Below are 21,062 nucleotides of genomic sequence, written 5' to 3' on the forward strand. Positions count from 1 at the left end.
CGTCCCTCGGGCCCGGCATCGACCGGCGAGTGGTTCGCCAGCGTACGCGAGTTCGGGGTGGTCACACGTGGTCCACGTCATACCCCGGTCCGCCGCACAGTGTGGCGTACGCCATGCCGGGCTCGGCCGGGGGGCTCCCTCCGAAGGGTCCGGCAGGCCCGTCGTGGCAGGCCCGTCGCGGCGGGGCCGCGGACGGCCGGCGCGGGGGCGGCGGGGCGGGGCGCGCGTCCCCCGAATGGCGGGATCAATTGCCGCGGATTCCGGTGCGCATCATTTTCCGAGAGATCAAACACGCTTACGAACGGAACCCGCACGCTATTGGGACCAAGATCACGAGGATTCTTACCGACGCCCGGAAAAGACGCCGTCCCGAGGCAAAGTCCACATCACATCGTCATCACAAAGCGGCCGGATTGGCCTGCTTGCACACTCACTCGCTGTAACGTCGATTGGGTGCGTACCGACATCTTTGCCCGGCTGGACCGGGAGCCGGAACCGCCGAAGATAGAGGCACCGCGGATGAGCCGTCACCGCATCGCCCTCTTCGGCGGGACGTTGGTGTTCTATCTCGCCATCGTCTGGGCGGTGCTGATCACCTCCTGGCTCGTGGCCCTGGACTGGAAGGTCATGCTGTTCCGGCCCTACCAGCAGTGGCCCGAGCTGCACCCCTTCCTGGACTACTACGTCGTGCTCGGCCAGCGCGGCCCCACGGCGGTGATGGTCGCCTGCTGGCTGGGCTGGCGCTCCTGGCGTCAGCACACGCTCCGGCCGCTGCTGGTCCTCGGCACGTCCCTGCTGCTGCTCAATGTGACGGTGGGCGCGGTCAAGCTGGGGCTCGGGCGGCTGGGCCCGCACTACGCGACGCAGATCGGCTCGGCCGAGATGTTCGCCGGCGGCGATATATTTCCCTCCGGGCACACCGCGAACGCCGTCGTGACCTGGGGAATCCTCGCCTATCTGGCCACCACGCCGCGGGCCAGGCGCTATCTGTCGGCGGTCTCCGCGACAGTCTCGCTGGGGGTCGGCCTCACCACCGTCTACATCGGTACGCACTGGCTCAGCGATGTCCTGCTGGGGTGGGCGGCCGGCCTGCTCATCCTGCTGGCGCTGCCGTGGTTCGAGCCGCTGATCGCCCGGACCGAGGAGTGGATCTTCGCGGTGCGCGAGCGGTGGCGGGAGCGTCGCGGCGGGGCCCGCCCGGCGCCCGTGGCCGATGCCGGGCCGCAGCCGGTGCTGCTGCCGCAGTCGATGGCCACCGACGGCCTCACCGCCGAGGCCGTGACGGCCCCGGCCGAACCGGTGCTTTCCGCCGGGCATCCGGCGGCGCCCACCAGGGCGCGGGCCCACGGCGGGCACCCCGCGCGCCCGGGCTCCATGCCGGTGGCCCCGGCGGGCGTCCGCCGTCCGCCGCCGCACACCGAACGGGGCCCGCGCGCGAGCAGCCCGGCGCGCCCGGTGACCGGCGGCTGACACGAGCCCGTGGAGACGTCGAAGGCCCCGACCGCGGTCGGGGCCTTCGACGTCTGCGGGTGTCGGGGGGCGAGCGGGTCAGCCCACCCAGCAGCGCGTCACGGTGCCGTCCTCGACCTGGAAGTTGATGCGGCCCTGGCGGAACTCCATGGTCAGGAACGTGCCCGGCGGAACGGCCCGGACCGTGTCCCAGCCACGGTTTCTGGCCTGCCGCTCGGCGGCGTCGGCGGCGAGGCCGACATACGCGTCGGCGTCGTCGTCCGGCTGTGCTGGGGGGGTCGGTAGAGATGCCATGCCCTCACCGTAGGCGGCCCCGGACCGTGACGGAAGGCGGGGCCGCAGGGGCGTTCCGTCGCATCTCCACATGCCGTGCCGGTCACGCTTGTGTCACAGGATCCCCACACGTATATCCGCCAGTCCATTCACCCGAACGGACTGGCGGGAAGCGTCGGCGCGCATTAACCGGGGCTCCGGTTCACCGGGCCGGGGGTGGTGCGGGAAGTCTTCCGGAATCATGGGGTGACCTGCTTCTTTCACGATCGGAGCAGCAGATCTTCAGAATGGCCGGAGCACCGGAATTTCCCTCCCCCGTAAACCTTCATTTCCTTATCACCCGGCGGACTCACGGTCCGCGGTGAGCCGCACGATTCCGCGTCCTCGGCCTCCAGGGCCCCGGGCCGACGGCGACCGCGACGGCCTCCTTCCTCAGCGGTCGGCGGGTGCGGGCTCCAGGCGCAGGCAGAGGTCGTTGTCGGCGGTGTAGCAGGGAGTGGCGTGCACCCCGGGGGCAGCCTGGTGGCCCGGGTAGACGAAGGACTTGTTCCGGGACCAGACGTCGTCGAGGATCCGGGAGATCCTGACCCCGTCCGCGCCCGCCGCCGGGACCAGCCACAGCTGCCAGAGCTGCGCCTCGGGCACCGGTCCGGCGGCCGGCGGGGCGTAGGGCAGGGTGAAGGCGAAGGACCCGGCCGGTCCGTCCGGGGCCGGGGCGGTGAGCGGGACGCCGTGCACCCGGCCCGGCTCCCCCGGCAGCCGGGCCTCCACCGCGGCCCCCTCCCCCGCCTCGACGCCGTACAGCACGCCCTGGACCGCCATGCCGGCCGGGCCCGCGACGACGGCGCCCGCCTCGGCGTGCGGGGCGCGGACCCAGGAGCGCACGGCGAGCCGGCCGTCGAGGGTCGGGTACGGGACCCGGGCGCTGACGCTCGCGGCCCCGGTGTCCGGGCAGCGGTCGACGAGCGCCCGCAGGTCGCGCAGCCCCGGTTCGACGACCGCTTGGGCGGGCGCGTCCCCGGGCTCCTCGACATACGCGTCCCAGCGCCCCTCGGCCAGTTCGGTGGCGGCCGGGAGCACCGCCCGCAGCCGCCCGGGCGCCGGCCTGCTGAGCGGTATGCGCACCGTGCCGCCGGGCTTCCTGCCCGCCGCGCCCCGGCGCCGCAGGAGCAGCACGGAGTCGGGGGCGGGGGCCGGGGCGGTCAGGTCGAAGGTGAGCGTTCCGGCGCGATCGGCGGCGCAGTCGGCCCGTACGGCGGAGCTCATGAGGTCCCTCCCTTGCGGAGCACGTCGGCGGCCTTGTAGCGCAGGGCGTAGGCCCCGTCGAGGACGCTGCCCCGGGTGCGGTGCAGCGCGGTGCGCAGGGCGCCGTGCCCGTGCCCGTGGGAGCCGCGCGCGACGAGTTCGGTGAACAGGCTCTCGTGCTGTTCGGCGATCCGTGCGGGGTCGAAGCGGGCCGAGGCCTTCAGCGCGGCCCCGCCCATCCGGTGGCGCAGTCCGTCGTCCTCGATCAGCTGGAGCAGGGCTGCGGCGACCGCGTCCGGGTCGCCGACCGGCACCAGGCGGCCGTCGACGCCGTCCTCGATGATCTCGGCCGGTCCGTGCGGGCAGTCGGTGGCGACGACCGGCAGTCCGCCGCGCATCGCCTCGACGATCGTCATGCCGAAGGACTCGCGCTCCGAAGTGACGGCGGCGATCGACCCCTTGGGCCACTCGGCCTCCATCGGGTTGGCCGAGCCCATGAGGAACACGTGGTTGTGCAGGCCGAGTTGGTCGATGAGGGTGCGCAGCGCCGCCTCTTCGTTCCCGGTCGCGTCCCCGCCGCCGTAGATGCGCAGCCGCCAGTCGGGGCGGGCCGCGGACACCTGGGCGAAGGCCCGCACCAGGTGGTCGTAGCGCTTGACCCGGTGCAGCCGGCCCGCCGCGACGACCCACTTCAGGTCGCCGTCCGCGGGCGGGCAGGAGGGCTCGGGGACGGCGTTGGGGATGGCCTCGACGCGTACGCCCGGGAGCCTCAGCCGGCTGCGGTAGTCCTCCGCGTCGGCGCGGGTGACGGTGGTGAGCGCGTCGAGCAGCGTGTAGCGGTGGGCGATCTCGCGGCGCAGCCGGTAGCCGTGGCTGTCGAGCGTCAGGTGCTCCTGCCCGACGCGTACCGGTCCGCGGCGGGTCTGCCGGCTGAGGTGCACGTTGAGTCCTGGGCGGGTGCCGACGACGACGTCCGCCTCGACGCCCGTGAGATGGGCGGCGATCCGGGCGTCGGTGAGCCGGCTGTACTGCTTGTGCCTGCTGTCGCCGCGCGGGAACACGGTGGCGGGCCGGGCGTGTTCGGCGCTCTCGCCGTCGTAGGTCGCGCTCTTCTTCCGCAGATCGACGAGGTGGCGCAGCGTCACGCCCTCGGGTGCGCCGAGGACGGGAGCGTCACGGTGCCGGAAGACGGACACGATCTCGACGTCGTGCTGCTCGGCGAGCGTACGGGCGAGCGTGAACGTCGTCCGGATCGTTCCTCCGATTCCGTAGGCATTGTGCAGAAGAAAAGAAATATGCATGGTGGAGCTGTTTCCCCTGTCGACCCGATCTTGTCAAGACTGTAACTTCCCGGCGGATTTCTGCCCGAAATACGCCGGGAAATCCCGGAGCATCCGCGACATGGCGCACGGGGCCCCGGTTCCACCACCGGACCCTCGCTGACCTGCGGCTTACGGAAGCTGTCCATCCGTTTTCCTGCGGGCCCGGAAGTGACGGGACCGCGGCTGCGGGCCCACCGGTGCGGTAAACCGGCGCCTGCCCGCCACCCGTTCGCCAGTACTTTCCTCCGAGCTTGACGAAGGAAAATGCCGGGAGGTTGCCCGCGCCCCGGTAAAAGTTCCGGGCGGGACGCGGGAGCCGTACGCCGGACACCCGGGTGCCGTACGCCGAACAGTCGATGTACCGATGTGTCGACCTGGCCGCACTTCCGTCCGCCCAGGTGCGTGACCCCGGCCGCGGATCCCGCGTTGTCTCTTCATGAGCCGGGAACCACCCGGCCCACGCACCGAGTTCGAGGAGCCCCCGTGCCGCGCATGCTCGACGTCAGCCAGGACGTACGCGCCGAGATCGGCGACGACGAAGCCGACCGGCTGCTCGTCGGCGACAACGCCCCGGGCAGTTACGACTGCACCTCCTGCCGGACCCCCGGCGACTCCGACCAGGAACGCACCAGCACGGTGCTCTTCATCGGCGACGAGACCGCCGTCCTCGCGTTCGCCCACGCGACGTGCATCCCCTCGCAGGTCGTCAGGGTCGCCGAGGACCAGCTCCAGGGCGCGGTGCGCAGTATCACCGGAAGCGAGCAGAAGGACACGGAGGGGCTCATGCCCGAACAGGCCGTCCTCGGCATCACCAGCGGACTCGTCCTCATCGAGGACGATCTGCGCCCGGCCCTGGTCGTCGAACCGACCGGCCCGGTCGCCCGGCCCGGTACCGACGGCAGCGGCGGCGACGAGTTCCTTCAGCTGCTGCTGGAGCAGGGCTTCCTCCCGGCCCCCGACCTGAACCGGCTGCCGGAGGTCCTCGCGGGCTGGTCCGTGCTGCTGGCGGTGGGTCAGCTGCACGCCGTGCTGCAGCCGAGCGCGGGCGGCGGCAACCCGGTCGCCTGGTGGCAGGCCCACCAGCCGCTCCAGGTCACCGAAGGCTGGCGGGCGGCGGTCAACAAGTCGCAGACGGTCCTCGTCTTCGCCGCCCCGGCCGGCACCATCGGCAAGCAGCCGCGCGAGGACCTCCTCCGGGACGCCCTGGAGAAGGCCGCGGTCAACGGGCTCCTGGTCGCCGCCTCCATGCCGCTGGCCGGGACCTGATCATGTCCGCCCAGCTCGGTCACCCCCGCCGAACAGCGATTTCTCCGGCGGGGCCGCATCCGACGGGCCATGAGGTCGTTGGCACCTACGTGCACTCATACGACTCCCCCCGCCAGCATCAGAGTCAGATCCCTGCCATGCGCCCCTCGCAGGATCCGTCGGGGGGCCCGTCCCCCACGCCGATCTACGACGCGCTGTACTCCGAGTACCGGCGCTCGTTCCGGGCGTTGCCGGGCGACCGGAGCGGCGAGGAGAATCTCTCCTTCTCGGCCTTCGGCGCCGGTCTCTTCGCCTCCCGGGCCCCGCTGAGCGGTCACTCCGCCTCCTCCTCGCACGGCGGACACAACGGCCACGGCGGGAGCGGCGGGCAGAGCCAGCACACCACCGGCGGCCTCGGCTCCTGGCAGCGGGTCGGGCGGCATGCGGGGCGGCCCCGTCCCGCGGCGCTGCCACCGGGGTCACGGGACTCCTGACGCCCGACGGACAAGGGCCGCACGGCTGAGGCCGTACGACGCGGACCGTACGACGAAGCCCTGGGCCGCTCTCGCGAGAGCGGCCCAGGGCTTCGTCGTACGCCGGTGCTACTTGTTGCGGCCGCGCTTCTCGCGGACCCGGACGGAAATGTGGATCGGGGTGCCCTCGAAGCCGAACTCCTCACGCAGCCGGCGCTCGACGAAGCGGCGGTAGCCGTGCTCCAGGAAGCCGGAGGCGAAGAGCACGAAGCGCGGGGGCTTGGTGCCCGCCTGGGTGCCGAAGAGGATGCGCGGCTGCTTGCCGCCGCGGATCGGGTGCGGATTGGAGGCGACGATCTCACCGAGGAAGGCGTTCAGCCGGCCGGTGGGGACGCGGGTCTCCCAGCCCTCCAGCGCGGTCTCGATGGCCGGGACCAGCTTCTCCATGTGGCGGCCGGTGACGGCGGAGACGTTGACGCGCGGGGCCCAGGCGATCTGCGCGAGCTCCGTCTCGATCTCGCGCTCCAGGTAGTAGCGGCGCTCCTCGTCGAGGGTGTCCCACTTGTTGAAGGCGACGACGATGGCGCGCCCGGCCTCCACGGCCATGGTGATGATGCGCTGGTCCTGGACGCTGATGGACTCGCTGGAGTCGATCAGGACGACGGCGACCTCGGCCTTCTCGACGGCGGCGGCCGTACGCAGCGAGGCGTAGTAGTCCGCGCCTTCCTGGAGGTGGACGCGGCGGCGGATACCGGCCGTGTCGATGAACTTCCAGGTGATGCCGCCGAGGTTGATCAGCTCGTCGACCGGGTCGCGGGTGGTGCCCGCCAGCTCGTTGACGACGACCCGGTCCTCGCCCGCGACCCTGTTCAGCAGGGAGGACTTGCCGACGTTCGGGCGGCCGATCAGGGCGATCCGGCGGGGCCCGCCGAGCGCCGTGCCGAACTTCTGGGCCGGGGCGTCCGGCAGGGCCTCCAGGACCGCGTCGAGCATGTCGCCGGTGCCGCGGCCGTGCAGCGAGGAGACCGGGTAGGGCTCGCCGAGGCCGAGGGACCACAGGGCGGTGGCATCGGCCTCGCCGCTCTGGCCGTCGACCTTGTTGGCGCAGAGGACGACGGGCTTGCCGGCCCGGCGCAGCAGCTTGACGACGGCCTCGTCGGTGTCGGTGGCGCCGACGGTGGAGTCGACGACGAAGACGACCGCGTCGGCCGTCTCGATGGCGTACTCGGCCTGGGCGGCGACGGAGGCGTCGAGGCCCAGCACGTCCTGCTCCCAGCCGCCGGTGTCGACGACCTTGAAGCGGCGGCCGGCCCACTCTGCCTCGTAGCTGACGCGGTCGCGGGTGACGCCGGGCTTGTCCTGCACGACGGCCTCGCGGCGGCCGATGATCCGGTTCACCAGGGTCGACTTGCCGACATTGGGGCGGCCGACAACGGCGAGCACGGGGAGCGGGCCGTGACCGGCCTCCCCGAGGGCGCCCTCGACATCCTCGGGGTCGAAGCCCTCCTGCGCGGCGAGCTCCATGAACTCCGCGTACTCGGCATCGCCAAGTTCTCCGTGCTCGTGGCCCGAGCCCTCGGAGTGAATCTGGTCGTTCATGAAGTCCGTTCCTCTTTGCATCATCATCGATGGACCACGATCAGCGCGGTCCACTACTCAAGTCAGGTCAAGTCTCGCCTATCGCCCGGTGAGGCGCTTGGCGCTTTCCAGGTGGGCGGTCAGCTTCGCCTGGATCCGCAGGGTCGCCTCGTCCAGCGCCTTGCGCGTACGCCGCCCGTCGCCCGCGCCCGCGTCGAACGCGTCGCCGAAGACGACGTCGACCCGGCTGCGCAGCGGGGGCAGCCCCCGTATCAACCGTCCGCGGCGCTCGGTGCTTCCCAGGACCGCCACGGGGACGATCGGGGCCCCGCCCCGTACCGCGAAATAGGCGAGCCCGGCCCGCAGCGAGGCGAAGTCTCCTTCACCCCGGGAGCCCTCCGGGAAGATCCCGAGGGCGCCGCCGTCCGCCAGTACGCCGAGCGCATGGCTGATCGCGGTGCGGTCGACGGTCGTGCGGTCCACCTCGATCTGCCCGATTCCGTGCAGGAACGGGTCGAGGGGGCCGATGAACGCCTCCTTCTTGATCAGGAAGTGCACCGGCCGGGGTGCGGTGCCCATCAGCATCGGTCCGTCGATGTTGTGGGAGTGGTTCACCGCCAGGATGACGGGTCCGGCGGCGGGCACGCGCCAGGCGCCGAGCACCCGGGGCTTCCACAGCCCGTACATCAGGCCGATGCCGATGGTGCGCCCGACGGCCGCTCCGCGCAGCGTGGGCGCGCCTGTGGCATCGCTCACGCGGCGACCCGCTTCCCCTCGACGAGGGTGACGACGCACTCGATGACCTGCTGGAGGGTCAGCTCGGTGGTGTCCACCTCGACGGCGTCGTCGGCCTTGGCGAGCGGGGAGGTCTTGCGGCCGGAGTCGGCGGCGTCCCGCTTGATCAGGGCCTCACGCGTGGCGGTCAGGTCGGAGCCCTTGACCTCGCCGCTGCGGCGGGCCGCGCGGGCCTCCGGGGAGGCGGTGAGGAAGATCTTGAGGTCGGCGTCGGGCAGCACGGTGGTGCCGATGTCCCGGCCCTCGACGACGATGCCGCCGGTGGCGGCCGCGGCGATGGAGCGCTGGAGCGCGGTGATGAGCGTGCGCACCTCGGGGACCGCGCTGACGGCGCTGACCTTGGAGGTGACCTCCTGGGTGCGGATCGGGCCCGAGGCGTCCTCGCCGTCGACGGTGATCGTCGGGGCGGCGGGGTCGGTGCCGGAGACGATCACGGGCTTGGCGGCGGCGGTGGCGATCTCCTCCGGGTCGTCCACGTCGATGCCGTTGGTCAGCATCCACCAGGTGATGGCCCGGTACTGCGCGCCCGTGTCCAGGTAGCTCAGGCCGAGCGCGGCGGCGACGGCCCTGGAGGTGCTCGACTTGCCGGTGCCCGAGGGCCCGTCGATGGCGACGATCACGGAGGAGCGTGCGGTTTCCACGGTGGTGGACACCTTCCTGGTACACGGGGTGGGGACGGACGGGCCAGGGAACGGCCTCGTACCAGGTTACCGAGTGCGGGACGTGCCCTTGTACCCCGTACGGGGGAGGCGCCCGCCGCCCCCCGTGCGCAGGGCGGGCGACGGGCTCAGCCGCGGATCGACCAGCCCCGTTCCTGGAGGGCCGCGCCGAGGACCGGGGCGGCGCTGGGCTCGACCATGATCTGGACGAGGCCCGCCTGCTGGCCGGTGGCGTGCTCGATGCGGACGTCCTCGATGTTGACCCCGGCCCGCCCGGCGTCGGCGAAGATCGCGGCCAGCTCGCCCGGCTTGTCGCCGATGAGGACGGCGACGGTCTCGTACGCGGTGGGGGCGGCGCCGTGCTTGCCGGGGACCCGGACGCGGCCCGCGTTGCCGCGCCGCAGGACGTCCTCGATGGCGTGGGTGCCCGCGCTCCGCCGGTCCGCGTCGGCGGAGCCGAGCCCGCGCAGCGCGGTCACGGTCTCCTCCAGGTCGGCGGCGACCCCGGCGAGGACTTCGGCGACCGGGCCGGGGTTGGCGGAGAGGATCTCCACCCACATCCGGGGGTCGGAGGCGGCGATCCGGGTGACGTCGCGGATGCCCTGGCCGCACAGGCGTACGGCGGTCTCGTCGGCCTCCTCCAGCCGGGCGGCGACCATCGAGGAGATCAGCTGCGGGGTGTGCGAGACGAGGGCGACGGCCCGGTCGTGGGCGTCGGCGTCCATGACGACGGGGACGGCCCGGCACAGGGCGACCAGCTCCAGCGCGAGGTTGAGCACCTCGGTGTCGGTGCCCCGGGTCGGGGTGAGGACCCAGGGACGCCCCTCGAAGAGGTCGGCGGTGGCGGCCAGCGGCCCCGACCGCTCCTTGCCGGCCATCGGATGCGTACCGATGTACCGGGTGAGGTCGAGGCCGAGCGCCTCCAGCTCGCGGCGCGGGCCGCCCTTGACGCTGGCGACGTCCAGGTAGCCGCGGGCCGCCCCGTCGCGCACGGCGGTGGCGAGGACGGCGGCGGTGTGCGCGGGGGGCACGGCGACGACGGCGAGGTCGACCGGACCGGCGGGCGGCTCCTCGGTCCCGGCGCCGAGGGCGGCAGCGGTGCGGGCCGACTCGGGGTCGTGGTCGACGAGGTGCACCTGGATGCCCCGGCCGGTCAGCGCGAGGGCGGCGGAGGTGCCGACGAGCCCGGTTCCGATGACGAGGGCGGTTCTCACTGGGCGATGTCCTTGCGCAGGGCGGCGGTGGCGCCGAGGTAGACGTGGCTGATCTCGGCGCGCGAGAGGTAGGTCTCGACATGCACGAGGATACGGACGACCCGGGGCATCGCCCCGTCGATGTCCAGCTCCTGGGCGCAGATCAGGGGTACGTCGACGATCCCGAGGCCGCGCGCGGCGGCGGCCGGGAAGTCGCAGCGCAGGTCCGGGGTGGCGGTGAACCAGATGCTGATCAGGTCGTCGGCGACGAGCTCGTTGCGTTCCAGGACGGCGGTCAGCAGTTCGCCGACCCGCTCGTCCATGTGCCGGGCCTCGTCCCGCTCCAGCTGGACGGCGCCCCGGACCGCTCGTACCGCCACGTCGCACTCCTCGTTCTTCGCTGCTCTTCGGTGCCTGGGCCGGCGTCTTCCGGCGCGGCCCGTTGCCCTCCTCAGCCTAGATCGACAGGGGCGGAGCCGGTCACGGTGTTCCGTCCGTGAGACGGGAGGGCCGCGACCGTCGGAGCACCGGCCGCCACCCGGTCGGGGGCACGGACCGCCCGGTTGCTTCGCCCCGGGGCCGGCCGCCGCCACGATGGCCCCACCCACCGTCACCGAAGGAGAGCCCCCATGAACGCACGGCGAAGGACGGTGCTGGCCGCGGGTGCGGCGGGCGCCGCCGCCCTGGCCACCGGCTGCGGATCCACCGACGGGGACGGCGGCGAGGACGCGAGCCCGAAGCCGAGCGGGCCGGGGGACGCCACGGGCGGTGCGGAGCTGGCCCGGACCGGGGACATCCCGGTCGGCGGCGGCACCGTCTTCAAGGAGCGGAAGATCGTGGTGACCCAGCCGACGGAGGGCGAGTTCAAGGCGTTCTCCGCCGTCTGCACCCATGCCAGCTGTCTCGTCTCGACGGTGAGCGACGGCACCATCAACTGCCCCTGCCACGGCAGCAGGTTCAGCATCACGGACGCGGCGGTCGAGGCAGGCCCGGCTCCCCGGCCGCTGCCCGCCGAGGAGATCAGCGTCTCGGGCGGGGCGATCCGGCTGGGCTGAGGACGGAGCCGAAATCCCGGGGCGCCGCGGCCCGCTCCCCCGTACGCTCGCCGCCATGATCACCGCCACCGACGAGGCACTCGTACGCGACCACACGGTCTACGCCTGCGTGATGGGCTCGCGCGCGTTCGGACTGGCCACGGAGGACAGCGACACGGACCGGCGGGGTGTCTTCCTGGCGCCCACGGAGCTGTTCTGGCGGTTCGAGAAGCCGCCGACGCATGTCGACGGTCCCGCGCCGGAGCAGTTCTCCTGGGAGCTGGAGCGCTTCTGCGAGCTGGCCCTCCGGGCCAACCCGAACGTCCTGGAGTGCCTGCACTCCCCGCTGGTGGAGTCCGTGGACGACACCGGCCGGGACCTGCTGGCGCTGCGCGGGGCGTTCCTGTCGCGGCTCGTCCACGGCACGTTCGTCCGGTACGCGCTGGGCCAGCGGAGAAAGCTGGATGCGGACGTACGGGTGCACGGCGCGCCGCGATGGAAGCACGCGATGCATCTGCTGCGGCTGCTGGCGAGCAGCCGGGATCTGCTGCGTACGGGCGAGCTGCGCATCGACGTCGGCGATGCGCGGGAGGAACTGCTGGCGGTGAAGCGGGGCGAGGTGTCCTGGGCGGAGGTGGAGCGCCGGATGGACCACCTCGGCGAGGAGAACGCCGAGGCGGCGGCCCGGTCCCCGCTGCCGGCGGAGCCGGACCGGGCGGCCGTGGAGGACTTCCTCGTCCGGACCCGGAGGGCCTCGGCGGCGCGGTGCCGGGGCACGCGAGCCCGGCCTGATCGGCACGACACCCCCGGGGCCTCCGGCGGGCTCAGAGCGTCCGGGGACCGCCCGCCTCGGCCGTGAGCTCGGCCAGCTTCTGGAACTCGCCCAGGTCGTAGTTGGCCAGCGTGGAGTCGAGGTTGGTCAGCGCCCCGAGGTGCTCGATGAAGCCCTGGGGGTCGTACTCGATCTGCAGGGCGACGCGGCTCGACGTCTCGTCGAGCCGGTGGAAGGTGACCACCCCCGCGTGGTGCACCCCTTCGGTCGTCTTCCAGGCGATGCGTTCCTCGGGGATCACCTCCGTCAGTTCGGCGACGAAGTTCTTGTCCGCGCCGGGCAGCGAGAGCTGCCAGGCGAAGCGCCGCTCGTCGATCGGATCGACGCGCTGTACATGGCTCAGGAACCGGGGCCACTGGGTGACATCGCTCCACAGGGACCAGGTGACGGCCACCGGGGCCTTGATGTCGACGGTCTCGACGAGCGAGGAGGACACGGATACCACCAGACCTTCGTACGGGAACGGGTTCGCCCTCTCGTACCCGGTCGCTCGCCGCTCAGGCGTCCCAGAGTGCCGCGAGGGACAGCAGGTCGCTGCGGTACTCGATGCGCTCGGACCACTCCTTGGGCCAGGCCGCCGCGCCCAGGTGGGCCCCGGCCAGCGCTCCGGTCAGGCAGGCGACGGAGTCGGAGTCGCCGCGGGTGCAGGCGGCCCGGCGCAGGGCGGTGACGGGCTCCTCGGGGAAGAGCAGGAAGCAGTGCAGGGCGGTGGCGAGGGCCTCCTCGGCGGTCCAGCCGTCACCGGTCCGCTCGCACGGGTCGGTCTCCGGCGAGGGGTCGCGCAGGGCGTCCCGGACGGTCTCCAGGGCCGCCAGGCACTCGTCCCAGCCGCGCTGGATGTACGCCTGCGGAGTGGCGTCGCCCGCGTGGTGCCAGAGGTTGCCGAGCCAGCGGGTGTGGTAGCGGCCCTGGTTCTCCAGGGCGTAGCTGCGCAACTGGCCGATCAGTCCGAGGGGTTCGGTGCCCTGGGCGAGCAGGAAAACCGCGCGGGCCAGCAGGTCGGAGGCGGCCAGGGCGGTGGGGTGGCCGTGGGTGAGCGCGGCCTGGAGCTGGGCGGCGCCGGCCCGCTGCTCCTCGCTGAGGCCGGGGACCAGGCCGAGGGGGGCGACCCGCATGTTGGCGCCGCAGCCCTTGGAGTGCGTCTGGCTGGCCTCCTGCCAGATCCGGGTGTGTTCGAGCAGCCGGCAGGCGGTGAGGCAGGTGTTGCCGGGGGCGCGGTTGTTGTCCGGCGAGTGGTACCAGGCGATGAACTCGGCGCTGACCGGGCCCGCCATCCGTTCGGGGGTGAGCAGCCCGCTGTCCATGGCGGTACGGATGCCCCGGCCCAGCGCGATCGTCATCTGGGTGTCGTCGGAGACGACGGCGGGCTCCAGCAGGGGCATCTGCCGCCAGGGGCCGAACTTGGCGAGGATCGACGGCACGTCGTTGAACTCGGTGGGGAAGCCGAGCGCGTCACCGAGCGCGAGCCCGGTCAGGACGCCGGTCGCGGCCTGCTTGGTGAGAGGCGGGATGGCAAGAGTCATCGGTCGTGTCCTTCCGTTCGGGAGGAGGAGGCGTCGGTGCGCGGCGGGCGCAGGAGCGGCGGGTGCAGGGCGGTGGCGTCGCCCGCCCGGTAGAGCGCGGCGGGTTTGCCCCGGCCGCCGGTGCGGCGCGGGGGGCCGCCGACCGGCTGGACGAAGCCCGGCGCGCTCAGCACCTTGCGCCGGAAGTTGGGGCGGTCCAGCTCGACGCCCCAGACCGTCTCGTAGACCTGCTGGAGCTCGCCGAGGGTGAACTCGGCGGGGCAGAACGCGGTGGCCAGGCAGCTGTATTCGAGTCTGGCGCCGATGCGGTCACGGGCGTCGGCGAGGATCTCGTCATGGTCGAAGGCGAGGGGCCCGGCGGCGTCCGCGTCCCACCAGCGGGCGCTTGCCGCGTCGCCCCCGCCGCGCGGTTCGGGCAGGTCCGGCAGGAGAGCGGCATAGGCGACGGAGACGACCCGCATCCTCGGGTCGCGGTCCGGGTCGGTGTAGGTGCGCAGCTGTTCGAGGTGGAGGGCGCCGACGGTGCCGGGGCCGAGGCCGGTCTCCTCGGCCAGTTCGCGGCGGGCCGCGTCGCCCGCGGACTCACGGGGCAGCAGGAAGCCGCCGGGCAGCGCCCACCGCCCCCGGAAGGGCTCCTGGCCGCGTTCGACGAGCAGCACGTGCAGCCGAGCCTCGCGGACGGTGAAGACCGCGAGGTCGACGGTGACCGCGAACGGGGCGAAGGCGTGCGGGTCGTAGCCCTCGGGGGCGGCGGTGCTCATCGTTTCTCCGGGAGAGGTGCGGCGAAGTCCCAGCCGGTGGCGAGGAGTTTGTCGACGGCGGTGACCGCGGCGGCGAGCCGCGTCTCGGGCGGTCCGGTCATCTCGATGAACCGGCGCCCCGTGCGGGTGAGTTCGGTGCGAAAGCGATCGGTCATCCAGGGGCGCAGCTCCTCGCCGTCGCGCAGTCCGTCGTCCTCGAAGGCGACGCCCTCGTGGTCGGTGAGCAGCCACAGGTGGTGGTCGACCCGGTCGGCGATCTCCTCGACGAGGGGGTTGCGGCCGCCGACGTACCGCTCGTGCCAGACGGTGGTGGCGAAGGAGTCGGTGTCGCAGAAGAGCACCGGGGACCCGGCGCGGGCGGCGGCCTCCTCGCGGTCGTTCTGGGTCTTCGCGATGAGCGGGAAGTCGTCGGTGGTGAAGACCACGTCCTCCCAGGCGGCCCCGGGCCACCGTCCGCGCAGGGCGGCGAGCTTGTCTTCGCTGTACTCGCGCCCGTACTCGGCGACGTACCCCGTGCGCGCCCACACCCCGCCGCGTGCCCGGTAGTGGGCGGCGAGCGCCCTGGCGAGGGTGGTGGTGCCGGTGGACTCCGCGCCGAGGACGACGACGCGGCGGGCGAGGGCGGCCCGTACGGGCGGCTGGAGGAAGTCCCAGCAGTCGACGGGGTCCTTGCGCACGGCGGTGCCGGAGACCGGGAAGAGGGTGCGGTCGGGGTCGACGAGGACGGAGTCCGCGCCGAAGCGGCGGCCCAGTTCCTCTCCGTACGCCTCCGAGCTGAAGACCGCGTCCACGCGCTCGGGCACGGCCGCCCTGAAGACGGCCATGTGCGCGTCCCAGACCGCCGGGTCGTGCACGTCCATGTGGGTGTCGTCGACCGCGCCCACCACCGTGACGTCCGGGTGGATCTCGCGCATCCAGGCGACCCGGTCGGCGAGGGGGACGGACTCCACGGAGGCGGCGCAGACCAGCACGGTCAGCCGTTCGCAGCGGTCCTGGGCGGTCCGGACGAGGTGGTGGTGGCCGGCGTGCGGCGGGTAGAACTTGCCGAGGACCAGGCCGTGTCCGTAGCGCTTCACGCGGCCGCCACCGCCACCGGACGCGAGGTGCGGGCGGTCAGGTCGCGGTGCCAGTTGCGCAGGCCGAACAGGCAGAGCGCGAGGAACCCGGCGTACAGCAATGAGGTCGGATACAGCCCCTTGTGGGCGTAGAGCGGGATGTAGACCACGTCGGCGGCGATCCACAGCCACCAGGACTCCAGCCGCTTCCGGCACTGCCCGTACGTCGCCATCAGCGACAGGGACGTCGTCAGCGCGTCCCAGAACGGGACGGTGGAGTCGGTGGCCCGGGACAGCAGCAGCGTGATCGCGGCGGTCCCCACCACCCCCGCCGCGAGCAGCCAGGCCCATTCGGTGCGCGTCGTCCTGCGCACCGGCAGGGCCGAGGTCCCTGGTCCACCCCCGTGGGTCCAGGTCCACCAGCCGTACGCGGCGAGGGTGATGAAGACGATCTGGAGGCCGGCGTCGGCGTACAGGCCGGCCTGGGTGAACAGCAGGATGAAGAAGAGGTTGTTGGCGATGCCGATCGGCCAGTTGGCGATGTGCTGGCGGGCCACGAGCCAGACGCAGAGCGCTCCGCTGCCGAAGCCCAGCACCTCGGCCCAGCTGACCGGAGTGTCCAGGACGGTCACCAGGGGCTGCTGCAGGGGATCGAGTATGTCCGCGAGGCTCACGGGCCCGCCTCCTTCTTTATAGTCACTCTGACTATAAAGGGTGGGCGGGGACAGCGAAAGGCCCGCGGCCGGTTCTGTTCGAACTTTCCGAACAGCTACCGGCCGCGGGCCCCGGGAACGTGCTGCCTAGAGGCCGACCTCGCGCATCAGCATGCCGACCTCGGTGTTGGTGAGGCGCCGCAGCCAGCCGGACTTCTGGTCGCCCAGCGGGATCGGCCCGAAGGACGTCCGCACCAGCCGCTCGACCGGGAAGCCGGCCTCGGCCAGCATCCGGCGCACGATGTGCTTGCGGCCCTCGTGGAGGGTCACCTCGACCAGGTAGTTCTTGCCGGTGTTCTCGACCACGCGGAAGTGGTCGGCGCGGGCGTAGCCGTCCTCCAGCTGGATGCCGTCCTTGAGCCGCTTGCCGAGGTCGCGCGGCAGGGGGCCCTGGATGGCGGCCAGGTAGGTCTTCTTCACGCCGTACTTCGGGTGCGTGAGGCGGTGGGCCAGCTCACCGTGGTTGGTGAGCATGATGATGCCCTCCGTCTCGGTGTCGAGCCGGCCGACGTGGAACAGCCGCGTCTCGCGGTTGGTCACGTAGTCGCCGAGGCACTGGCGGCCGTCCGGGTCCTCCATCGAGGAGACGACGCCCGCGGGCTTGTTCAGCGCGAAGAAGAGGTACGACTGTGCGGCGACGGTCAGCCCGTCGACCTTGATCTCGTCCTTGTGCACGTCGACGCGCATGCCCTGCTCGACGACGATCTCGCCGTTGACCTCGACGCGCGCCTGCTCGATCAGCTCCTCGCACGCGCGGCGCGAGCCCATGCCGGCCCGGGCGAGGACCTTCTGCAGCCGCTCGCCCTCCTGTTCGGCGCCCGGGTGGGTCTTGGGCAGCTTGATGTCGGGCTTGTTCGCGTACCGGTCGCGGTTGCGCTGCTCGATCTTGGCGTCCAGCTCACGCGGGCGCGAGGGGGCGCCGCCGCGCCGGAAGCCGCCACTGCGGCTGCCGCCGCCCTGTGCGGGCTTCGGGCCGCCCTTGGCGCCGCCGCGGGCCGCCGCGCCCCGGCCCTTGCGGGGGCCCTCCTGGCCGTCCCGGGCGCCGGGGGCGTCGTTGCCGACGTCGTAGCGGCGCTCCTCCGGGCGGGGACGGCGGGGGCGCTGGTCCTGCTGCTGCTCGTCGCGCCCGCCCGGGAAGCCCTGACGGCCGCCCTGGGCACCGGAACGCCCGCCCTGGCCGCTGCCGCCGCGTCCGCCGCCGCCCTGGCCGCCGGGGCGACCGCCCTGGCCGCCGCCCTGGCCCTGGCGGAAGGACCCGCCGCCGCTGCGGCCGCCCTGGCCGCGTCCGCCGCCGCCCTGACCACCGGGGCGACCGCCCTGACCACCGGGGCGACCGCCCTGGCCGCCGCTCCGGCCGCTGCCGCCGCTGCCGCTTCCGCTGTTCCTGCCACTGCTTCGCATCAAAATTCCGTCTTGTCGTCTGCGTGAGTATCCGGGGTGTCCGGTGCGTCCGGATCGAACGACGGCACACCCTCTAGCGTCTCAGCCTCGATCGCGTCCGCCTCCGGGAGGAAGGGCGCGAGTTCCGGGAGCTCGTCCAGGCCGCGCAGGCCCATTCGCTCCAGAAAGTAGTTCGTCGTCCTGTACAGGATCGCACCTGTTTCGGGTTCCGCGCCCGCCTCGGCCACCAGGCCCCTCTGGAGGAGGGTCCGCATGACCCCGTCGCAGTTGACTCCGCGCACCGCCGAGACCCGCGAGCGGCTCACCGGCTGCCGGTAGGCGACGACCGCCAGGGTCTCCAGCGCGGCCTGGGTCAGCCGGGCGTGCTGGCCGTCCAGGACGAAGGCCTCCACGGCCGCCGCGTACTCGGGCCGGGTGTAGAACCGCCAGCCGCCCGCGACGAGCCGCAGGTCGAAGCCCCGGCGCTGCACGGTGTACTCGTCGGCCAGCTCCCGCAGCGCGTCCGCCACGGCCCTGCGGGGGCGCTGGAGCACCTTGGCGAGGTGGTCGACGGTGGCGGGCTCGTCGACGACCATGAGGACCGCCTCCAGGGCGGGCTTGAGGTCGAGCGAGGCGACAGCGCCCTCGTCCCGCTCCTGGTCCGGCTGCTCGCTCATCCCTGTACGCCCTCCTCGTCCGTGCCGCCGCCTGGTTCCTGGTCGAACTCGTCCGTCACCACCGGCTCCGCACCCTCCCCGCCGCACCAGGCCACCAGCAGGTCGCCCAGCGCCTCGTCCTGCTCCAGGGTGACGGCCTTCTCGCGGTACAGCTCCAGCAGGGCCAGGAACCGGGCCACCACGGTCAGGGTGTCGGGGGCGTCCTCGGTCAGCGTCCTGAAGCTGACCGCGGCCCCGGCCGCCCGCAGCCGCTCCACCACGAGGCCCGCCTGCTCCCGGACGCTGACCAGGGGGGCGTGGATGTGGTCCACGTACACCTGGGGCTTCGGCTTCGGCTGCAGCGCCTTCACCGCGAGCTTCGCGAAGCCCTCGGGTCCGATGCTGATGACCACCTCGGGCAGCAGCTCGGCGTGCTGGTCCTCCAGGCCGACCGTACGGGGGTGGCGGCGGGCCTCCGACTCCAGACGGCCCTGGAAGATCTCGGCGATCTGCTTGTACGCGCGGTACTGGAGCAGCCGCGCGAAGAGCAGGTCCCGCGCCTCCAGGAGCGCCAGGTCCGCCTCGTCCTCGACCTCGGCGGCGGGCAGCAGCCGGGCGGCCTTCAGGTCGAGCAGGGTGGCGGCGACGACGAGGAACTCGGTGGTCTGGTCGAGGTCCCAGTCGGGGCCCATGGCGCGGATGTACGCCATGAACTCGTCGGTGACCTTGGAGAGGGCGACCTCGGTCACGTCCAGCTTGTGCTTGGAGATCAGCTGGAGGAGGAGATCGAAGGGGCCCTCGAAGTTCACGAGGCGGACGGTGAACCGCTTGCCGTCGCCCTCGGGCTCCGGTTCGGCCGCTTCGGGCTCTGGCTCCGGAGCTTCTTCGGCCGCTTCCGCGGGCTCCGGTCCGGCAGCCGGTACGGGGACGGCTTCCGGCTCCGGGGCGGGGTCCGGCTCCGGCACGGCTTCCGGCTCCGGCACGGGCCCGGGCTCCGGGAACGCCGCCACGCCCGGTCCCCGGCCCAGGGCTCGGCGGCGCGGGGCGGCGGGGTCGTCGGGCGTGGGCATGGGGGGGTCCAGGGGTGGGGCGGCGGTGGCGGGTCCCGGCGGTCGGTGGGTCCTGCGGGGCAGGCTACCCGCGCCGTGCCGTTCAGCGGCCGCGCAGCCGCCGTACGAGGATGCTCGCGTCGCCCCGGGACTCCAGGTCGGCGAGGACCACCGCCACCGCCTCGCGGACGATACGGCCGCGGTCGACGGCGAGGCCGTGTTCGCCGCGCAGGACGAGCCGGGCGTGTTCGAGGTCCATCAGCTCCTCGGCGGAGACATAGACCGTGATCTTCTCGTCGTGGCGTTCCCGGCCGCTGGGGCGGCGGTTCGCACCGCGTGCGCCGCCGCGCCTGCGCTGGGGCTGGACCGCGGGGGACTGCTCGGCCGGGGCGGAGGCGGCGGGCCGCTCGCCGGCGGCCTTGGCGGACGGGGCTCGTTCGCCCTCGCCCCCGCGGCCGCGCGAGTCGCCGCCGTCGGCCGCGGCGTGTTCCTCACGGTCGGCGGACGACGGGGCCGGGCCGGAGGGATCGCTCTCCCCGGCGGGCGCGGGCACCCGCGGCTCGCCGTTCGCCTTGCGCCGCCGCTCCGCGGGGGAGGACGGCTGGAGGCCCATCCCGCCTCCGGTGGTACGGAACAGTTCGTCGGCCCCCGGCAGACTCACTCGGCGTGACACCGGGCGAGCACCTCCCTGGCGAGCTGGCGATAGGCGGCGGCGCCGACCGAGTTGGAGGCGTAGGTGGTGATGGGCTCACCGGCCACCGTGGTCTCCGGGAAGCGGACCGTGCGCCCGATGACCGTGTGGTAGACGTGCTCGTCGAAGGCCTCGACGACGCGCGCCAGGACCTCGCGGCTGTGCACCGTACGGGAGTCGTACATGGTGGCGAGGATCCCGTCGAGCTCCAGCTCCGGGTTGAGCCGCTCCTGGACCTTCTCGATGGTCTCGGTGAGCAGCGCCACCCCGCGCAGCGCGAAGAACTCGCACTCCAGCGGCACTATGACCTTGTGAGCGGCCGTCAGGGCGTTCACGGTGAGCAGGCCGAGCGAGGGCTGACAGTCGATCACGATGTAGTCGTAGTCGGCCATCAGCGGCTTCAGAGCGCGCTGGAGCGTGGACTCGCGGGCCACCTCGCTGACGAGCTGCACCTCGGCCGCGGAGAGGTCGATGTTGCTGGGCAGCAGGTCCATGTTGGGGACCGCGGTCTTGAGCAGGACGTCGTCGGCCGCCATGCCCCGCTCCATGAGCAGGTTGTAGACGGTGAGGTCCAGCTCCATCGGGTTGACCCCGAGGCCGACGGAGAGCGCGCCCTGCGGGTCGAAGTCGACGAGCAGGACCCGGCGTCCGTACTCCGCGAGTGCCGCGCCCAGGTTGATGGTCGACGTGGTCTTGCCGACGCCGCCCTTCTGGTTGCACATCGCGATGATCTTCGCGGGGCCGTGGTCGGTCAGGGGACCCGGGATCGGGAAGTACGGCAGGGGCCGTCCGGTCGGGCCGATGCGCTCGCGGCGCTGACGCGCGGCGTCGGGCGCGAGGGTGGCCGCGTACTCCGGATCGGGCTCGTACTCGGCGTCGGGGTCGTAGAAGTGCCCCTCGGGCACCTCGGCGAAGTCGGCGAAGCGGTCGGTGTCCCGGCTGCTCTCGTTGCCGGCCGTGGCGTTCACGTGTGGGCCGTCCATCATCTGGGGGGCTGTCGTCATGTGCTGTTGGGTGGCGAAGGTGCGGACCGCGACGGAGCCGACAGCTTCGAGCCCGGTCGGGCTCAGACCCCGTACAGGCATCCCTGGTTGACCACCCCCAGGAGTAATTGT

General features: G+C 72.8%; 23 protein-coding genes. 5 read left to right on the plus strand and 18 right to left on the minus strand.

Annotated features, from left to right (window positions below):
- Positions 1–453: 453 nt before the first annotated feature.
- A complete protein-coding gene (locus tag RNL97_RS06330) occupies positions 454–1,470 on the plus strand; it encodes a phosphatase PAP2 family protein (protein ID WP_030590344.1) in 1,017 nt (338 codons plus the stop codon).
- Positions 1,471–1,548: 78 nt separating this feature from the next.
- On the opposite strand, the gene RNL97_RS06335 is transcribed toward RNL97_RS06330, so the two are convergent.
- From RNL97_RS06335 to RNL97_RS06345, 3 genes are all read right to left on the minus strand, one after another.
- On the minus strand, positions 1,549–1,764 hold the full coding sequence (locus RNL97_RS06335; protein WP_030590347.1) for an I78 family peptidase inhibitor: 216 nt from the start codon (positions 1,762–1,764) through the stop codon (positions 1,549–1,551).
- A 411-nt stretch (positions 1,765–2,175) separates the two neighbouring features.
- Entirely contained in the window at positions 2,176–3,009 is an 834-nt protein-coding gene (locus RNL97_RS06340) for a hypothetical protein (protein WP_030590349.1), read from the minus strand.
- Positions 3,006–4,289, minus strand: coding sequence for a glycosyltransferase family 4 protein (locus RNL97_RS06345; RefSeq protein ID WP_313750462.1), 1,284 nt, complete (start codon positions 4,287–4,289; stop codon positions 3,006–3,008). The genes RNL97_RS06340 and RNL97_RS06345 overlap by 4 nt, the downstream gene beginning before the upstream one ends.
- A gap of 504 nt (positions 4,290–4,793) precedes the next feature.
- On the opposite strand from RNL97_RS06345, the gene RNL97_RS06350 reads away from it, so the two are divergent.
- Together RNL97_RS06350 and RNL97_RS06355 are read left to right on the plus strand one after the other, a co-directional pair.
- The gene (locus RNL97_RS06350) at positions 4,794–5,576 is read left to right on the plus strand and encodes a hypothetical protein (RefSeq protein WP_313750463.1); all 783 of its coding nucleotides are present in this window, start codon (positions 4,794–4,796) and stop codon (positions 5,574–5,576) included.
- A 137-nt stretch (positions 5,577–5,713) separates the two neighbouring features.
- Entirely contained in the window at positions 5,714–6,049 is a 336-nt protein-coding gene (locus RNL97_RS06355) for a hypothetical protein (protein ID WP_030590355.1), read from the plus strand.
- 108 nt (positions 6,050–6,157) lie between these two features.
- Here the strand turns inward: RNL97_RS06355 and der are convergent, their stop codons facing one another.
- The 5 genes from der to aroH all read right to left on the minus strand — a co-directional run bounded on the left by der (position 6,158) and on the right by aroH (position 10,633).
- Positions 6,158–7,627, minus strand: a complete 1,470-nt coding sequence (gene der / locus RNL97_RS06360) for a ribosome biogenesis GTPase Der (protein WP_030590357.1) — start codon at positions 7,625–7,627, stop codon at positions 6,158–6,160.
- A 78-nt stretch (positions 7,628–7,705) separates the two neighbouring features.
- Positions 7,706–8,362, minus strand: a complete 657-nt coding sequence (locus RNL97_RS06365; RefSeq protein WP_030590359.1) for a lysophospholipid acyltransferase family protein — start codon at positions 8,360–8,362, stop codon at positions 7,706–7,708.
- Entirely contained in the window at positions 8,359–9,054 is a 696-nt protein-coding gene (cmk, locus tag RNL97_RS06370; protein ID WP_030590361.1) for a (d)CMP kinase, read from the minus strand. The genes RNL97_RS06365 and cmk overlap by 4 nt, the downstream gene beginning before the upstream one ends.
- Positions 9,055–9,188: 134 nt before the next feature.
- Positions 9,189–10,274, minus strand: a complete 1,086-nt coding sequence (locus RNL97_RS06375; RefSeq protein WP_243313637.1) for a prephenate dehydrogenase — start codon at positions 10,272–10,274, stop codon at positions 9,189–9,191.
- A complete protein-coding gene (aroH, locus tag RNL97_RS06380) occupies positions 10,271–10,633 on the minus strand; it encodes a chorismate mutase (RefSeq protein ID WP_030590366.1) in 363 nt (120 codons plus the stop codon). The genes RNL97_RS06375 and aroH overlap by 4 nt, the downstream gene beginning before the upstream one ends.
- A 249-nt stretch (positions 10,634–10,882) precedes the next feature.
- Here aroH and RNL97_RS06385 point away from each other — a divergent pair, with 249 nt between their 5' ends.
- Together RNL97_RS06385 and RNL97_RS06390 are read left to right on the plus strand one after the other, a co-directional pair.
- Complete coding sequence (locus RNL97_RS06385) at positions 10,883–11,308, plus strand: Rieske (2Fe-2S) protein (protein ID WP_243313640.1); 426 nt, start codon at positions 10,883–10,885, stop codon at positions 11,306–11,308.
- Between the two features lie 55 nt (positions 11,309–11,363).
- Positions 11,364–12,146: a nucleotidyltransferase domain-containing protein gene (locus RNL97_RS06390; RefSeq protein ID WP_313750464.1), complete on the plus strand. Its 783-nt coding sequence runs from the start codon at positions 11,364–11,366 to the stop codon at positions 12,144–12,146.
- Here RNL97_RS06390 and RNL97_RS06395 read toward each other — a convergent pair.
- From RNL97_RS06395 to RNL97_RS06440, 10 genes are all read right to left on the minus strand, one after another.
- Positions 12,112–12,555, minus strand: coding sequence for an SRPBCC family protein (locus RNL97_RS06395; RefSeq protein WP_030590376.1), 444 nt, complete (start codon positions 12,553–12,555; stop codon positions 12,112–12,114). The two genes, RNL97_RS06390 and RNL97_RS06395, sit on opposite strands and share 35 nt — an antisense overlap.
- Before the next feature lie 61 nt (positions 12,556–12,616).
- Positions 12,617–13,642 carry an ADP-ribosylglycohydrolase family protein gene (locus RNL97_RS06400; protein WP_030590379.1) on the minus strand — a complete coding sequence of 342 codons (1,026 nt, stop codon included), beginning with the start codon at positions 13,640–13,642 and terminating at the stop codon, positions 12,617–12,619.
- Complete coding sequence (locus tag RNL97_RS06405) at positions 13,639–14,403, minus strand: NUDIX hydrolase (protein WP_030590381.1); 765 nt, start codon at positions 14,401–14,403, stop codon at positions 13,639–13,641. Before RNL97_RS06405 ends, RNL97_RS06400 begins: the two co-directional genes overlap by 4 nt.
- Positions 14,400–15,479 (minus strand): AAA family ATPase, encoded by a 1,080-nt coding sequence (locus RNL97_RS06410; protein ID WP_313750465.1) that lies wholly within the window; start codon positions 15,477–15,479, stop codon positions 14,400–14,402. Before RNL97_RS06410 ends, RNL97_RS06405 begins: the two co-directional genes overlap by 4 nt.
- Positions 15,476–16,132, minus strand: coding sequence for a nicotinamide riboside transporter PnuC (gene pnuC / locus RNL97_RS06415; RefSeq protein WP_313750466.1), 657 nt, complete (start codon positions 16,130–16,132; stop codon positions 15,476–15,478). Before pnuC ends, RNL97_RS06410 begins: the two co-directional genes overlap by 4 nt.
- Positions 16,133–16,258: 126 nt before the next feature.
- Positions 16,259–17,572, minus strand: coding sequence for a pseudouridine synthase (locus RNL97_RS06420; RefSeq protein ID WP_030590387.1), 1,314 nt, complete (start codon positions 17,570–17,572; stop codon positions 16,259–16,261).
- Positions 17,572–18,228: an SMC-Scp complex subunit ScpB gene (gene scpB / locus RNL97_RS06425; protein ID WP_243313644.1), complete on the minus strand. Its 657-nt coding sequence runs from the start codon at positions 18,226–18,228 to the stop codon at positions 17,572–17,574. Before scpB ends, RNL97_RS06420 begins: the two co-directional genes overlap by 1 nt.
- Positions 18,225–19,277 carry a segregation and condensation protein A gene (locus tag RNL97_RS06430; RefSeq protein WP_313750467.1) on the minus strand — a complete coding sequence of 351 codons (1,053 nt, stop codon included), beginning with the start codon at positions 19,275–19,277 and terminating at the stop codon, positions 18,225–18,227. Before RNL97_RS06430 ends, scpB begins: the two co-directional genes overlap by 4 nt.
- An 82-nt stretch (positions 19,278–19,359) precedes the next feature.
- The gene (locus RNL97_RS06435) at positions 19,360–19,917 is read right to left on the minus strand and encodes a hypothetical protein (protein WP_030590393.1); all 558 of its coding nucleotides are present in this window, start codon (positions 19,915–19,917) and stop codon (positions 19,360–19,362) included.
- Positions 19,914–21,032, minus strand: coding sequence for a ParA family protein (locus RNL97_RS06440; protein ID WP_010056937.1), 1,119 nt, complete (start codon positions 21,030–21,032; stop codon positions 19,914–19,916). The genes RNL97_RS06435 and RNL97_RS06440 overlap by 4 nt, the downstream gene beginning before the upstream one ends.
- Positions 21,033–21,062 lie beyond the last annotated feature (30 nt).

Origin of the sequence: Streptomyces parvus (genome assembly GCF_032121415.1) — a bacterium.
GTDB classification, from domain to species: Bacteria; Actinomycetota; Actinomycetes; order Streptomycetales; family Streptomycetaceae; genus Streptomyces; species Streptomyces globisporus_A.